This is a genomic window from Pseudomonas sp. MWU16-30316, assembly GCF_020515645.1.
Classification (GTDB): Bacteria; Pseudomonadota; Gammaproteobacteria; order Pseudomonadales; family Pseudomonadaceae; genus Aquipseudomonas; species Aquipseudomonas cerasi.
In genome coordinates, this window is the sequence record NZ_JAIZAZ010000001.1 from 635,272 (window position 1) to 650,689 (window position 15,418).

Genomic DNA, 15,418 nt, shown 5'->3' on the forward strand with positions numbered 1-15,418 from the left:
CGATTCTTGCGTCATTGACTTGGCCAGGCATGCCTTGCCCCGGAGTTTCTACATGTGTTCAATGTGTGACGCGCTCACCCAACTTTGGGCCGAAGGAGCGACCGGCCAGGGTGCGGCCAAACAGACAGTCACCAGCCAAGCGATGCTTGAGCACCTGACGCTTGACCAGCAAGCCAACTACCTTACTGATGGCTATTGGCACGACGCTTATGGCGATTCCCAGCACCATTTTGACGTGCACGCCGGAGGGTCGCTCACTGTCAACCTGGCAAGTTTGAGCGCAAGCGCTCAGGCTGTTGCTCGATATGCGCTGCAAACCTGGACTAATGCCAGCGGCCTAAACTTTGTGGAAACCACTGCTGCCGCTGCGATCAATTTCAGCGAACAAAAAAGCGGTGCGTACAGCAACTCCAATTATGCAGGCAGCATCATCTCGAACAGCAGCGTCAACATCGCTTCCGATTGGGTGAAATACGGTTTGTATTATCAGCAAACCTACATTCATGAAATCGGCCACGCGCTGGGGTTGGGCCATGCTGGCAATTACAACGGGAGCGCGACCTTCCCCAACAATGCCTTCTATCAAGAGGACAGCTGGAAATACTCGGTGATGTCCTACTTCAGTCAGGACGAGAATACGTATTCCAACGCCTCTTTCGGCTATGTCGCTACCCCCATGCTGGCAGACATCGTAGCCATCCAGTCACTGTACGGCACCGCCGTTACCCGCACAGGTGACAATACCTACAGTTTCAACAAGACTTCCATCAACACCGGAACCGACTTCGTGCCCGGCCTGGTGGCCACGATCTATGATTCGGGCGGCAACGACACGATCAACGTCAGCACCTATGTCGGTGCTCAGACAGTCGATCTGAGAAGTGAAGCTTTTTCCAGCCTATACGGCGGTCTATCGAATATTGCAATCGCGCGCGGTACGGTTATCGAGAACGCCATAACTGGTGCGGGCGCAGATACGCTGATAGGCAACGCCAGTGACAACTTTCTAAATGCAAACGCGGGCAATGACCAGTTGCAAGGCGGCGATGGCAATGATCGGCTGATGGGGGGGGCGGGTTCGGACGTGCTCAATGGTGGCAACGGCATCGACACCGCCTTGTATACCGAGGCAGGTGCTCGCTACTTTGCAACCTACGATGCTGCGCTGGTGAGGAATGCCACCCTCAGCGTTCATGATGCGCAAACGTCCGACGTGGACACACTTTCAAGCGTCGAAAAGCTGGCTTTCAGCGACCGCAATGCCAATCTTGACGAACTGCTCATGGCTTTTCGCAGCCGGTATGGCGCCTTCAACGCCGATAGTGACGCCACTGTTTCGTTGAGTTTTAGCATGGATATTCATCACATCGCGCTCACCGAGGACCAGGCTGACGTTGCCAGGCTCTACTCACTGTTCGGTCGGACGCCCGATTATCAGGGTTTGAATCACTGGCTGACGCAGCAGGCGATGGGCAGTTCGGATGTAGAGATTCGCGATGCCTTTCTGAATTCCACTGAAGCGATGCAGCACTACAGCGGGCTTGGTGATCGGGACTTTGTCCTTGATCTCTATCAGACCGTATTGCATCGCACAGGCGAAGAATCCGGTGTGTCGTTCTGGAGTACTCTGCTGCAGGCGGGTGGGAGTCGAGCAACGGTCGCTGATGGCTTCCTGAATTCGCGCGAGAGCCGTGACCTCTCGGAAGGCGAGACGGGGTTCATCAGGATCGTGGCTCATAACGCCTGGAACAATCTGGATGTGGTAGTGGGCAAGGGCGTGGCCACCGGCACGGCTGGTGATGATCAGATCAGTGAGCAGGAAGTCCGCCTTGACAGCAATGCGGTTTCGCATATGGCCGGCAAGGCCGGTATAGACACCTTTATTTTCAACGACGCTGCATCCTCCTACACGATCAGCGCGCTCGATACCGACACTCTATCAGTCAGTCGTTCCACGGGAGCTGCGGCGAAATTCGAACTGAGTGGCTTCAATGTGCTCGATTTCGCAGATCGCGAACTGTTCGTTCTCGACTCGGCGCAGGCAAGCATTGGTCGTCTGTATACCATTTTGGGTCGTGCTCCCGATATCGAAGGCCTGAAGTCCTGGCTGTCCCAGGGCGCCGCAGGCGAAACCGGTGCCCAGGTTGCGGGTGGTTTTGTGCAATCTGTCGAATTTTCCCAAAGCCTGCCCGACGCCAGCAATGCAGTCTTTGTCGAAAAGCTGTATCACAATGTCCTGGGCAGAGGCAGCGACGCTGGCGGCCTTGCCCATTGGGTCCACTCGCTGGACGTAGGCACAAGCCGTGGACAGGTCGCATTCAATATCGCCAACTCCGCGGAGTCTGCTGCACTAACTCAAGGCGATGCCGGCTTCATTCACTTGGTAGGGCATGCTGACTGGGTTTGACTTCGCGATGCCTGCAAACCTTCCGTACGCCGGGATTGCAGACCACTTGGGGATTTCTCTCTCCGCTTCTAAACGCGTCGGGCTGAGCGAGGCATTGGAGAAGGAGATTTCGTCGATTGAGTTGTACCCTGACGTTGTCCGGGCGATCGTTGAGCTTCAAAACTCAGACATCCTGGCAGGGGGGTATTGAGTGATCGAAGGGGACGCGCGGGTCAGACAGGACGCCGTCTCGAGGGAGTCGACGGTGCATCAAATTTTGGGGATTCCGGAAGAACTAATGGTGGGGCGGCGAGAAGGTATTGATTGCCTTAGGCGCTAGGGCGAAATTGCTTGGGATACCCGTAATCATTGGCTGAAAGGTGGAGCGGGTAGAGGGAATCGAACCCTCAACTAAAGCTTGGGAAGCTTTCGTTTTACCACTAAACTATACCCGCTCTGAGAGCTGCTCTGAGCGGCTGACTTTGTACCAGAACCCTGCCCTGATTTGAAGCGCTAATTTCACTGCGCAGCGCTTTGCCTCCTGATACTCACCCCGAAAACCAACCGCCAGATGATACTGCTGCGCAGCTGACGGTGGCTTCGTGTGCGGTTTTCAGAAGGTCAGGGACGGGTAGTCCTGAGCGCGGTTATGGGCGCTGCGTGGCGTCTGTGCCGGTTGCAGGAAGTTCATCAGCACCTGTTTCGAGTCACGGCAGGCGGCCTTGTGTTCCATGTCCAGAAAGTGGCCGGTAGCGTCGATGGTGCTGAAGCAGCAGTCGCGCAGGTATCTGGAGAAGTGGGCGGCGTCGTTTGCGCAGGTGTATTCGTCCAGGGCTCCGTTGATGAACAGCACGGGGACGGTGATGTTCTTGCCTGCGGTCAGGTAATTGTCCGGGTCGAGCTCCAGGACCTGGCTGAAGTGGTAATGCATCTGGTCATACTCGTGAGCATCCAGGCTGCTGATATGACGGAAATTGAAGCGCTTGAACAACGCAGGCAGATGCTTGCCGACGGTGTTGTTGATCAAGTGGCCCATGTCATAACGGCTATGCGCGCCCAGGTGCGTGATGCCGTGACACAGGTAGTCATGCATCTTCTCGTTGATCACTGGGGAGAACGAACTGATTACCGCGCTTTCGATGCGTTTTGGCCGATGCGCCAGGGCAACCAGCGTGGCCGCGCCGCCCCATGAGAACGACAGCACGTGCTCGGCGTTGAAGTGATCGATCAGTTCCAGCAACAACTGGCCTTCTTCTTCCCGGGTCAGTGGCGCGCCATGCAGGTTGTGCGGTTTGGATTTGCCTGAATAGGGCTGGTCGTAAAGCACCACGTTGAAGGTCGGGTAGAGGTTGCGGACGGTCTGGGTAAATGAAGCGGTGGTGGCCAATGAGCCGTTGACCAGAATGATGGTCTTGGCGGCGGTATCGGTGCGATAGAGTTCGGTATAAACCCGAAACTGTCCTTGTATGTCGAGCACTGCTTTTTCTGGCGACATAGGTGTCACTCCTGGCGTAGACAGGTATGCGTACCTATGACGTTGCACAAGTTTCGTGACAGACAGGCGATAGTCGATCAAAAGCCTGTGCCGATCCGACCAGCGTTTGTCAGGCGGCCATGACGTTCAAAACAGGTCGATTTCCCCGACGTTAAGCGCGCGGTAGCTGCCGGGGGGCAGGTCGTGGTCCAGCGCCAGCGCGCCGATGTTTTCCCGATGCAGGCGCAACACTTTGTTGTCGAAGTGGCCGAACATTCGTTTCACCTGATGATAGCGGCCTTCGACAATGCTCAGGCGCGCACTGCGCGGCCCCAACAAGGTCAATTGCGCCGGCTGTGTGGTGATGTTCTCGAATGCGAAATACAGGCCTTCGGCAAACTTCGCGGCGTAGCGCTCGTCGATCGGTTGCTCGGTCTCGACGTAATACACCTTGGGCATTTTGGTCTGTGGCTGAGTCAGTCGTCGCGACCATTGACCATCGTTGGTTATCAGCATCAGGCCGGTGGTGTTGAAGTCAAGCCGTCCGGCGATGTGCAGTTCGTGCTTGTCAGGCTCGTCCAGCAAGTCGAGCACGGTCGGATGCTGCGCATCGCTCGTCGCGCTGACACAGCCTTCGGGTTTGTGCAGCATGAAGTAGCGGGCAGCTTTGCCTGCCTGGAGGATTTCTTCTTCAAGCGCCACACAACTGAATTCGCGTACTTCGTGATGCGGGTCGCGGGTTGCCTGGCCGTCTACCTGCACTCGTCCGCTGGCCAGCGCTAGGCGCACTTGTTGACGATTGAAGCGTGGCAGGTTGCTGAGGAAACGATCAAGGCGCATGGCGATAACAGCGAGCGGAGTATGGGGTGCGCATCTTACTCTGTGGCCCGGCATGCCTGTGGACCTGGCGCTGCATCTTCGATCCCGGCGCAGCGCGGGCACAGACAGGCCTTGTCGCGAAGGTTATCCGGCAGCGCTGCCAGCAATGCAGGGTCGATGCTTTGCGAAAAGCACCAGCAGGGCTGGTCCACGGTGCGCGGATCGGCCAGGCTGCATTGGTTGCTGAAGCCGCACAAGGGGCACAGCGCGGTGTCAGGGGAGGCCGTTGTCATGTCGGAGGTAAGCGCCGTGCTGGATGATCGGGGTGTTTGGTTCAGGCCATATTAGCAATCACCGAGCTCGCTGTCGGGGCATGATAGACGGGTGAGCGGTTCATCAGCGCCGATATCGCCGCACACCGGCAGTGCACCAGCAATATTCTGTCGTAATGGATGCCTTGAATGGATAGGCTTTCGAACAGGTCGGCCAGCGATGGTGGGGGCATGCCAAAGCGATTGCGTACTGTCAGAACATCCATCGGCGTCGGCGGCAACCAGCCGCGCAAGGGCGACGCCCGCGAGTTGCCCACCACGCTTGCGATCTCGTCATAACTCTCGCTGGTCGTCGTCTGAAACTTGGACAGGCTGTAGTTCTTCAGTCTGCCGGGCAGCGAAGTGCCTGCTATCAGCTTGTTGGTGAGAAGCAGGGGTTCAAGCGGCGTGGGCTGCATCACGCTGTGCACTGCCGTGTTGGAACGTGCGAATGGCCGGGCATCCTTGTTGACGACCCGATGCAGTTTCGGGTCCACCAGTTCGTAGCCATGCGGCGCGTAGGTGCGAATCTCGGTGCCATTGGGGATCTTCACGGTTCGGGACCACGGCGTGTAGTACCCGTGGCTGCTGACCACCAGAGTGCGCGCCTGACCTCTGTCCGACGTCCATAAAAGGAACCTTCTTCCCAGCTTCCAGGCATGGACCTGCAACAGGTTTGACGAGACGGCAGTGCTGACAGTCCAGCGTTTGAGCAGGGCGTCGGTGTGAAAGAACTTCTCCAGCCGGGTCTGGCGCGGTGTGACAAACTGCCTGCGCAACGGTCGTGTGCCGAACGCCCGGTCGAGCGTAATCGCTACGGTTTGGGAACTGCTCACGGCAGGTTTTACGATTCGGCTCAGTGAGCGCAGCATTCTTGGCGTGTGCGGAGCCAGTTGCAGCAAGCCCAGCGTTAGCGTGGCCAGCAGCGCCTGGTTTTTCTCTGCGTAACGGCTGCCCGGCAGATGCGTTGCGGTAATAGCCAGCGAGGTGATGCCAATCTCTGTCGCCAGGGAGGCGACAAGCGCAGGTGTCAACAACAATGACATCGGCACCAGCAGCCGCTGTAATTGCTGAAGCCGGTCGGTCCAGTCCGCCAGTGTTACCTGCGCCGACGTGACGATCTGATCCTCTGCGTCATCCAGTGCGTTCTGCTTGAGCAGTTGGTGCAGAAAAGCGAATGGCGTGTCTTCCAGCCTTTTTTCACACAACGACTGGCTCATGGCCTGGCGCGTGTCAGGGTTGTAAAGCGCATCGGTCCAGGGGCGAAGGATGGAAACGGGCGGGTTGGGCGCCTGTGTCCCGGCCCATAATTTGAGCAGGTAGTCCAGGCGCTGGTGATGGCGGCGGGGAACATAGCGCATGACCGTCTCACGCCATTCTGGATTGGCTGCTGCCCGGTTCAGATGCAGCTTCAGCGTCGTGTCATCTGCAAACTCGATGAACGCATCGGCATGTCCTGCCTGATAAAGCACGTTCGGCAAGCCCGGCTGCTCAAGTACCAGCAGGCCGGTGTATTGCTCCTGCATGCCGTCGGTCAACGCGCCTTGAACGAAAAAACCGAGTGACCGCCATTGATCGGGCGCAGCCGGCGCAAGGGTTTCCACGAGCAGATCGAAGGTGCCGCGCGTGAGGCTGCCGCGCTTCAGGCTGATCAGCGCCTGGCTGATGAACGTGGTTCTGAACGCCTGTTCTATGGGGGCTCTCTGCTGATCCCAGAAGTCGTGGATGCGCTGAGTCATCCAGGTCAGAAAGTCGAAAGCTCTGATGTAGTCCTCGAGCGCCTGCGGGCTGATCTCCAGTACCTGACCCTGCTCACTGTCGCCCTGTCCGGTGGGGTCGAAAAAGACCACAGTACCGCCACCGTGATCGTTGTAGCCAGCAGGGTGATCGACTCGATAATTGCTCATCAGCGCCTCGCTCAGGCTGATCGGCCTCGGGTCGGGCGTGTGCACATACATAGGCGGCAACCGGGGGGTGCCTAAGGGGTTGCTCGAATAGCCAGGTTGATAAGCAATGAACACCTGCTCGGGGTTGAGCGTCAGCGCGTGGTTTTCCTGCAGATAGTTCGCCATGACCTGGCCGGCCATTTTCGACGCAACCGGGATCTGCTCCAAAATGCTCGGCTGTGTCTGCCACAGGTCGGCTGCACCTGCCAGCGCCAGGCCACGAGCGACTGGCCTGAGCAGGTCGAGCGTGCTGCGCGCGTGGCTGTCGGCAAGAAGCCCGGCGAACGAAGCCTGGGTCAGTGCGCTGAACAGGTCGCCTTCGATCAGTGGCGCCTCGACAACGATGCCGGCGTGCTGCTCAAGCGAAAGAAATACCTGGCCGTAGAGCCCTGAGGCGTTCATGGCCGTCAACAGCCGCTTGCTCATCTGGCGTGGATCATCGCTGATGTATTCGATGACGTTGCCCTTGGCACCCAGAATGTGAATGAAACAGTGCGACGTGGTTTTCGAGCTGATCTGAAATATCCCCGGCACCTGTTTGCCATTCAGCGTCAGGACCCGGACCTCGGATTTTTCACCTCGTCCGCTCATGCTGATCGTGTCGGTGTCGACGGGAGACCGGTCAAGTCCCATGGCGTCCCGCGCCAGCCAATAACCGTCCCGGCTGATGTGCCTGTGGTTGAGCTGCCGAGCCAGGTTGTCAAGGAACGCCAGCCGCGCCAAGGTGCGCCAGGTCGCTTCGTGGCGGGCTCTGAACGCCTCCAGTACGGCGTTGTAATTGCGTTTGAGCGGCAGCTCGCCGATCAGCTTGAACATTCGCGCCGTGGTCAGCGCTGGCGTGTCTTCGCACAGTGAAAAGTCGGCAAGGGTGCTACGAGACAGCGCCTGGAAATACGCAGGGTCGAAGCTGGCCAGCGCTACATCGGTCAGCGACAGGCTGACGCTGTAATGCTCGTGTCCATTGTCGTCCACAGCAGGTCGGTCATCATCGCTGAAGGTGATTTGCAGTACGTCCGGGTCGAGTGCCTTGCCGCTCTGCTGCCTGAGCAGCGTGGTCAGGTGCTGGCGAACGTAATCCTGTCGGGTCGGTGGAAAGTCCATGTCCAGTTGGCAGGCTTTCAGGAGCAATGTCGAGTCGGCAATCAGCCGGAAACCTGCGCTGCTACGCATGGCTCTGAGTTGACGTTCGATGTGTGGCGCGGCGTCTTCCGGCACGCTTTCTTCGGCTATCGCAGGCAACGGCGTCGGTTCGGGCGCTGAAAAGCCGTCTGGCAGGATAAACGGCGCCGACGCGTTCAACGTGTCGTGCCTGCTATTGCTGTGCTCGGGGCGCAGAATGCTGGTTTGTTCCAGCAGCAAAGAGGACGGGTGAAACAGTGTGTCCTGACGAAGCGGACTCCAGATGGGATTCATGACGTGCGGTCAAAATGAGTGAATGCCCATTATTTCGGGAAGCGCGATGTGGAAGGTCATAACTATGTAGTGCGACTGCTCATCGCGTTGAAAGAGCAAGGCGGCACGTCTGAGCATGCCGCCTTTATGCTTAATGCTGTTGCTGCACGTGCGCGCGCCAGCCACCGAGAGGGCTGATGTCGCGGGCACCCTCCAGACCATAGGCTTCGCAGATGAAACCGGTCTCCCAGCGACCGTCGGCCAATTGCACTTTGCCCAGCCCGAGCGGTGCTGGAATGCCGGTCAGAAACGACCCCAACTCGATACTTGGCAACTCCCAGACCTCCACGTCGATGGCTACGCCGTGTTCGGCCACCCGCACCATGCCAGGCCGGAAGGGCGGACCACCGGCCAGCGCATACAACCGATAGTCGGCCGAGCTTTGCGTGGTTTCCAGCAGGCGGGCCCCGCGTTGCCTGAGCTGCCAGTTCAAGGCCAGCCCGTCCAGATGGGCACCGCAGACCACCAGCCGCGCCATATCGTTGCGCGCAGTGGTCTGCGGCACAGTCAGCCGAGGTGATTCGCCGCCAATCAAGGGCAGGGCGGTTTGCCGCTGCAAGGCGTCGGCCAGACTGAGCAGGTACTGATCGGTGAATGCCCGTCCGAACAACGTCACGCCCCACGGCAGACCGTTGCCCATGAAAGCGCTGGGCACGGCGACGGCTGCGTAATCGAGCAGGTTGACGAAGTTCGTGTAGTAACCCAGCTCCGAATTGCGCAACACCGGCTCGGCCGCCAGCTCTGCCAATGTCACCGGGCGGCCGATGCTTGGCGTCACCACGCACTCCAGCCCTTCAAGTGCCCGATCGCACGCTGCCTTGAGCACTTGCAGGCGGTATTGCGCGCGAAACGTATCGACTCCACTGACCTGGGGAGCCTTGGCCAGCACGTCGCGGATCACCGGCAATACCGCGTCAGGGTGTTCTTCCATTAACTGCCCGGCGACGCTGTAGCGTTCGGCCACCCACGGCCCCTCGTACAACAACCGCGCCGCTTCGAGAAACGGTGACAGGTCCACCGTGACCGCTTCGCCACCCAGCGCGGTAAGGTGGTCGATGGCAGCCTTGAACAGCCTCGGCCCTTCGGTACAGCCGAAGAACTGCAGGTCCTCGGCGCGGGGTACTCCGAAGCGAAACGGGCGAGGTGCGCCAAAAGCCGAGGCGTCGTTCCACAGCGGGTTGCGACGACTGTACTCGTCGCGCGGATCAAATGTGGCGATCAGCGCCAATAGCTCGCTGGCTTCCCGTGCTGTGGCGGTGAAGGTCGAGACACAATCCTGCGTGCGGCATGCGGGCACCACGCCTGCCGTGGAAATCAGCCCCTTGCTGGCTTTCATCCCCACCAGGTTGTTCAGGGCCGCAGGCACCCGGCCCGAGCCCGCCGTATCGGTGCCCAGCGAGAAACTGCTGACGCCCAGCGCCACGGCCAGCGACGAGCCGGCGCTCGAGCCGCCGGACGGGTACTCGTTCAACACGCTGTTGGGGCAGGCGCCATAGGGCGAGCGGCTGCCGTTCAAGCCCGTGGCGAACTGGTCCAGATTGGTCTTGCCCATGGGCACTGCGCCCAGCGCGATCAGTTGCGTGACGACGCTTGCCGAGTGTTCGGGTGTGTAGGCGTAGTCCGGGCAGGCCGCGGTGGTTGGAATGGCCGCCAGATCAATATTGTCCTTGATCGCGAAGGGCACGCCGAACAGCGGCAGGTCTCTGGGATCACGATCGTCCAGCGCGGCCAGGTAAGGCTCGAGTTCAGCTGCGCTGAGCAGGTGGATGAACAGGTGATAATCGCTGTTCAGCCGTGCGGCCTTTTCGCGCAGCGCCAGGATCAGCTGGCGCGGTGATATCCGGCCGGACTGGTAGGCCGCGCGGACGGTGTCCAGGCGCAGGTCATTGAGCAGTGCTGTGTCGTTCATGACGGGATTCCCTCGAAAGTAAAAAGTCGGTCGATTCAGTCTGCGGCCAGCACCACGACCCGTTGCCCTGCGCGTATTGCCGAGCCGGGTTGCACCCTGACGTCCTGCACCACGCCGGCGATCGGGGCGAGCAGGGGGATTTCCATTTTCATCGACTCCAGAATCACCAGCACATCGCCCGCTTCCACGCGGTCGCCCGGTTGCACCTGGACTTGCCAGAGATTGCCGGCGATGTGGCTGTCGACGCCTTGCTGACCGGGTTGCAGAGGCTGTGCTTCAGTGTTCGGCGCCACGCCTTCATCGCTCTCAAAATCGGCCTGCCCGTTGGCGATCCAGCGTTCGCGCTCGGCGTTGAAGGCGGCGTTTTGCTGGGCGCGGAATGCCGTAATACCTTCGGCTTCGCGGCTCAGGAAGGCCTGGTAGTCAGTCAGATTCAGGGTGCTGTGTTCGATGTTCAGGGCGAAGCGACCCAGCGGGAAGTCGCGGCGGATACGCAACAGTTCGTCGGCGCTGACCGGGTAGAAACGGATCTGATCGAAGAAGCGCAACAGCCATGGTTTGCCCTCGAAGGCGGCGACGTCGCGATAGCGATTCCACATCTGCAGCGTGCGGCCGACGAACTGATAACCGCCGGGGCCTTCCATGCCGTACACGCACATGTAGGCGCCGCCGATGCCCACCGAATTCTCGGCGGTCCAGGTGCGTGCCGGGTTGTACTTGGTAGTGACCAGCCGGTGCCGCGGATCCAGTGGCGTGGCCACCGGTGCGCCGAGGTACACATCGCCCAGCCCCATGACCAGATAACTGGCGTCGAACACCGTGCGCTGTACTTCATCGAGGTTGGGCAGATCATTGATGCGGCGGATGAACTCCAGATTGCTCGGGCACCAGGGGGCGTCCTTGCGCACGGTGGTCATGTATTTTTCGATGGCCAGTTGGCAGGCCGGGTCATCCCAGGACAGTGGCAGATGGACGATGCGCGAGGCCACTTGCAGGTCTTTCGCGGCGCACACGGCATCCCATTCTCCGGCGACGATGTCGAGCAGTTGCCGAAGCGGCAGTTGTTCGGGGCGGTAATGGACTTGCAGTGAGCGAATGCCCGGCGTCAGATCGATCACCCCCGCCAGCGCCTTGGCCTCCAGCGCAAGCATCAAGGCATGGCCGCGCAGACGCAGCACCAGATCCAGCTCCGGCGCCCCGATTTCCAGGAGCAGATGGGTATCGCCGGACAGGCGCGCAACCAGGCGTTTATCGTCCTGACCGATGTCGAGAATGATCGGGGAGGGCAGATCCTCTATGCGGACAACTTCGCTCCCACAGGAGTTTGCGGTGCCTTGTGGGAGCGAGCTTGCTCGTGAAGAAGGCGTTGCAGTCGATGGATTTTCTGGGTCAGGAATATAGCCTTCGCGAACAAGTTCGCTCCTACGGGAGTTTGCGATGCCTTGTGGGAGCGAGCTTGCTCGCGAAGAGGGCGTTGCAGTCGATGGATTTACTGCGTCTGGAATATAGCCTTCGCGAACAAGTTCGCTCCTACGGGAGTTTGCGGTGCCTTGTGGGAGCGAGCTTACTCGCGAAGAGGTCGGTACAGCCGATGTATTTTCTGGGTCAGGAATATAGCCTTCGCGAACAAGTTCGCTCCTACGGGAGTTTGTGGTGCTCTGTGGGAGCGAGCTTGCTCGCGAAGAGGGCGTTGCAGTCGATGGATTTACTGCGTCTGGAATATAGCCTTCGCGAACAAGTTCGCTCCTACGGGAGTTTGCGGTGCCTTGTGGGAGCGAGCTTGCTCGCGAAGAGGGCGTTGCAGTCGATGGATTTACTGCGTCTGGAATATAGCCTTCGCGAACAAGCTCGCTCCTACGGGAGTTTGTGGTGCCTTGTGGGAGCGAGCTTGCTCGCGAAGAGGGCGGTACAGTCGATGGGTTTTCTGTGTGTGGAATATAGCCTTCGCGAACAAGCTCGCTTCTACGGGAGTTTGTGGTGCCTTGTGGGAGCGAGCTTGCTCGCGAAGAGGTCGGTACAGTCGATGGGTTTTCTGTGTATGGAATATAGCTTTCGCGAGCAAGCTCGCTCCCACGGGTGTTTTTCCAGTGAGATGTTGAGTTCATCGCTGCATGACACGCCTCGACACTCACCGGATGAAACCGGACCTTGTCGCCAGCCTTCAATTGCCCTAGCTGCCACAGGTCCGCTTCGATGATGGTCACCGGGCATACGAATCCGCCCAGGCTGGGTCCATCCGGGCCCAGGATTACCGGCATGTCGCCGGTGAAATCCACCGCGCCGATCGCATAGGGGTTGTCGTGAATGTTGGACGGGTGCAACCCCGCCTCGCCACCATCTGCACGCACCCATTCGGGTTTGGGGCCGATCAGACGTACGCCGGTGCGGCTGGAGTTGAAATGCACTTCCCAGTCGGTCGCAAAAAACCTCTCGATGTATGCTTCGGTGAAGTATTCCGGGGCCGCATGCGGGCCGTAAATGACCCTCATCCGGCGGATATCTGTCAGCGCTTCAAGGGCTTCATCGGCAATCTGCTGTCCCGCACTGCGTTCCACCAGAGGCGCGATGTGCAGCACATCGCCGGCCCTCAGCGCGCGGCCTCCGTGACCTCCGAACTGGCCGAGGGTAAAGGTACTTTTGCTGCCCAGATAATCCGGCACGTCGAGCCCACCGCGCACGCACAGATAGCTGCGTACACCGGCACCTGCGATGGTGCCCAGCGACAACGTCGACCCGGCGTGCACCAGAAGCGCGGTATTCATGGCACAGGATTGGCCATCGACGGTGATCGGGATATGCGCACCGGTCACTGCGACCACCGCATCGGTGTTGAAGCGCAGTAGCGGCCCACTCATGGTGATTTCCAGCGCAGCGCATCCTTCGGCATTGCCCAGCAGGCCATTGCCCTGGCGCAACGCGCGGCTGTCCATCGGACCGGATGGCGGTACGCCGACCGCCCAGTAGCCCAGTCGTCCCGGATAATCCTGAACGCTGGTCTGCGTACCGCCGCTCAACACCTCGAAGGTGTCAGCGTGATACACCAGATCTTCCAGGCAGCGGGTCCACGGCTGGCCACTGGCGAACGGCGCGTCGGCAATGATCTGGCGCAGATAGTCGCGATTGGTTTCCACACCGTACAGACGCGTTTCGTTCAGCGCATCGATCAGTCCGGCGCTGGCGTCCTCGCGGGTCGGTGCCCAACGGATCAGCTTGGCGATCATTGGGTCGAAGTACGGCGGTATCTCGCAGCCGGCCTCGACCCAAGTGTCGATACGTAGCGTCCGGCCATCGGCAGGCGGGAAATCAGCCGCAGTCAGCAAGCCAGGGCAGGGCTGAAAGTCACGCCCCGGATCTTCCGCGTACAGCCGCGCCTGAATCGCATGGCCAACCGGTTTCAGGCCGGCCTGCAACTGATCCAGCGGCGGTAGATCACCGGCAGCCAGTTGCACCATCCAGCTGACCAGATCCACGCCCCAGACCTGCTCGGTGACGCCGTGCTCGACCTGCAAGCGTGTGTTTACTTCCAGAAAATAGAAGCGCTGATCGTCACTGTCGAAGACGAACTCGACCGTCCCGGCGCTGCGATAATTGACTGCCCTGGCGAGTTTGACAGCCGCTGCGCAGAGTTCTTCGGCCATGCCGTGCGGCAGGTTCGGGGCCGGGGTTTCTTCCAGTACTTTCTGATTGCGCCGCTGTACCGAGCAGTCGCGAACCCCGAGCGCCAGCACCTCGCCCTGGCCGTCACCGAACACCTGTACTTCCAGATGGCGCGCGCGCTGGATGTATTTCTCGATGAACACACCCGCGTCGCTGAAATTGTTCTGGCCAAGGCGCTTCACCGCCTCGAACGAGTCGGCCAGTTCTTCAGCGCTGCGGCACACTCGCATGCCGATCCCGCCACCGCCTGCCGTGCTCTTGAGCATGACCGGATAGCCGATGGTACGGGCCGCCGCGATGGCTGATTCAAGGCTGTCGAGCAGTTCGGTGCCTTCGAGCATGGGCACGCCATGCTGTCTGGCCAGTGCGCGAGCAGTGTGCTTGAGGCCGAATACGCGCAGTTGCTCGGGCGTTGGCCCGACGAAGGCGATACCGGCGTCTTCGCAGGCTTGAGCGAACGCGGCGTTTTCGGAGAGGAACCCGTAGCCGGGATGAATGGCTTTGGCGCCGCTGGCTTTGGCAATGGCGAGGATCTTGTCCACCGCCAGATAGGTTCCGGCTGCGCCACCTTCGCCCAGGCTGTGGGCTTCGTCGGCCTGCATCAGGTGCAGGCTGGCAGCGTCGGCTTCGGAATACACCGCCACGCCCTTGACCTGCAAGGTACGCAGGGTCCGCAGGATGCGGCAGGCAATGGCGCCACGGTTGGCGATCAGCAGTTTGTCGAACATGGCATAACCCCGGAAACCCAGTCGCGCTCGGTTTCGTGATGGGAAGCGGGCCGTCCCGCTATTGATCAATCTACGCAACGGTCGTCCGTTGCTGAGGGCAGGTGCCGGGTCAGTCGCGAATCAACAGCTGCGCAGGCGTCGGGTTGTAGCCATTGCAGGGGTTGTTGAGCTGCGGACAGTTGGAAATCAGCACGATCACGTCCATTTCAGCGCGCAACTCGACGTATTTGCCGGGCGCGGAAATACCGTCTTCGAAGGTCAGGCCGCCTTCGGCTGTCACCGGTACGTTCATGAAAAAATTGATGTTCGGACCGATGTCGGCCTTGCTCAGGCGGCCGTCATGCACACAGGCGCGCAGGTAGTTGTCGCGGCAGCTGTGCATGTAGCGCTTTTCCAGGGCGTAGCGCACGGTGTTGCTCTCTTGCGCGCACGCGCCACCGAGTGTGTCGTGGCGACCGCAGGTGTCATCGACAATGGTCAGCATCGGCTGGCCGAGGTTGGAAAACAGCACGCTGCCGGTGGTCAGGTACACGCTGTTCTGGCGGCGCAGGGTGCGCTGCACATCGTAGCGCTCACGCGGGTTGCTCAGGCTGAAAAACAGCGTGTCGACGGCCTGGTTGCCTTGCAGATCGAGGATGCGCACGGTCTGCCCGGCCTTGACTTCGGCCAGGAACGGCTCGCCTGCCGGTATGGTTGCGTCGCAGCAAAGGTGAGTGTGTGAATTCATGACAGGGCT

The 15,418-nt window shown here is 60.0% G+C and carries 8 protein-coding genes and 1 tRNA gene; 1 reads left to right on the top strand and 8 read right to left on the bottom strand.

What is annotated here, in order from left to right:
• Positions 1–52: 52 nt before the first annotated feature.
• Positions 53–2,407, top strand: a complete 2,355-nt coding sequence (locus tag LCH65_RS03030; RefSeq protein ID WP_096136528.1) for a DUF4214 domain-containing protein — start codon at positions 53–55, stop codon at positions 2,405–2,407.
• Between the two features lie 360 nt (positions 2,408–2,767).
• Here the strand turns inward: LCH65_RS03030 and LCH65_RS03035 are convergent.
• From LCH65_RS03035 to LCH65_RS03070, 8 genes are all read right to left on the bottom strand, one after another.
• Positions 2,768–2,841: transfer RNA gene (locus tag LCH65_RS03035), tRNA-Gly, on the bottom strand.
• Positions 2,842–2,999: 158 nt separating this feature from the next.
• Entirely contained in the window at positions 3,000–3,881 is an 882-nt protein-coding gene (locus LCH65_RS03040; protein WP_226439134.1) for an alpha/beta hydrolase, read from the bottom strand.
• Positions 3,882–4,007: 126 nt separating this feature from the next.
• Positions 4,008–4,700, bottom strand: a complete 693-nt coding sequence (locus LCH65_RS03045; RefSeq protein ID WP_226439135.1) for a pseudouridine synthase — start codon at positions 4,698–4,700, stop codon at positions 4,008–4,010.
• A gap of 35 nt (positions 4,701–4,735) precedes the next feature.
• The gene (locus tag LCH65_RS03050; RefSeq protein ID WP_226439136.1) at positions 4,736–4,972 is read right to left on the bottom strand and encodes a cysteine-rich CWC family protein; all 237 of its coding nucleotides are present in this window, start codon (positions 4,970–4,972) and stop codon (positions 4,736–4,738) included.
• Between the two features lie 41 nt (positions 4,973–5,013).
• Positions 5,014–8,349 (bottom strand): DUF6543 domain-containing protein, encoded by a 3,336-nt coding sequence (locus tag LCH65_RS03055; protein ID WP_226439137.1) that lies wholly within the window; start codon positions 8,347–8,349, stop codon positions 5,014–5,016.
• A 130-nt stretch (positions 8,350–8,479) separates the two neighbouring features.
• Positions 8,480–10,297 (bottom strand): allophanate hydrolase, encoded by a 1,818-nt coding sequence (gene atzF / locus LCH65_RS03060; RefSeq protein WP_226439138.1) that lies wholly within the window; start codon positions 10,295–10,297, stop codon positions 8,480–8,482.
• A 35-nt stretch (positions 10,298–10,332) separates the two neighbouring features.
• Positions 10,333–14,682 (bottom strand): 5-oxoprolinase/urea amidolyase family protein, encoded by a 4,350-nt coding sequence (locus LCH65_RS03065; RefSeq protein ID WP_226439139.1) that lies wholly within the window; start codon positions 14,680–14,682, stop codon positions 10,333–10,335.
• A 109-nt stretch (positions 14,683–14,791) separates the two neighbouring features.
• Positions 14,792–15,409 (bottom strand): urea amidolyase associated protein UAAP2, encoded by a 618-nt coding sequence (locus LCH65_RS03070; protein WP_002554928.1) that lies wholly within the window; start codon positions 15,407–15,409, stop codon positions 14,792–14,794.
• Positions 15,410–15,418: the final 9 nt, after the last annotated feature.

Bases quoted from the DNA above. Each gene is read 5' to 3' on its own strand.
- LCH65_RS03055 (WP_226439137.1), bottom strand. From the start codon at position 8,349: ATGAATCCCATCTGGAGTCCGCTTCGTCAGGACACACTGTTTCACCCG.
- LCH65_RS03065 (WP_226439139.1), bottom strand. From the start codon at position 14,682: ATGTTCGACAAACTGCTGATCGCCAACCGTGGCGCCATTGCCTGCCGC.
- LCH65_RS03050 (WP_226439136.1), bottom strand. From the start codon at position 4,972: ATGACAACGGCCTCCCCTGACACCGCGCTGTGCCCCTTGTGCGGCTTC.
- LCH65_RS03070 (WP_002554928.1), bottom strand. From the start codon at position 15,409: ATGAATTCACACACTCACCTTTGCTGCGACGCAACCATACCGGCAGGC.
- atzF (WP_226439138.1), bottom strand. From the start codon at position 10,297: ATGAACGACACAGCACTGCTCAATGACCTGCGCCTGGACACCGTCCGC.
- LCH65_RS03030 (WP_096136528.1), top strand. From the start codon at position 53: ATGTGTTCAATGTGTGACGCGCTCACCCAACTTTGGGCCGAAGGAGCG.
- LCH65_RS03040 (WP_226439134.1), bottom strand. From the start codon at position 3,881: ATGTCGCCAGAAAAAGCAGTGCTCGACATACAAGGACAGTTTCGGGTT.
- LCH65_RS03045 (WP_226439135.1), bottom strand. From the start codon at position 4,700: ATGCGCCTTGATCGTTTCCTCAGCAACCTGCCACGCTTCAATCGTCAA.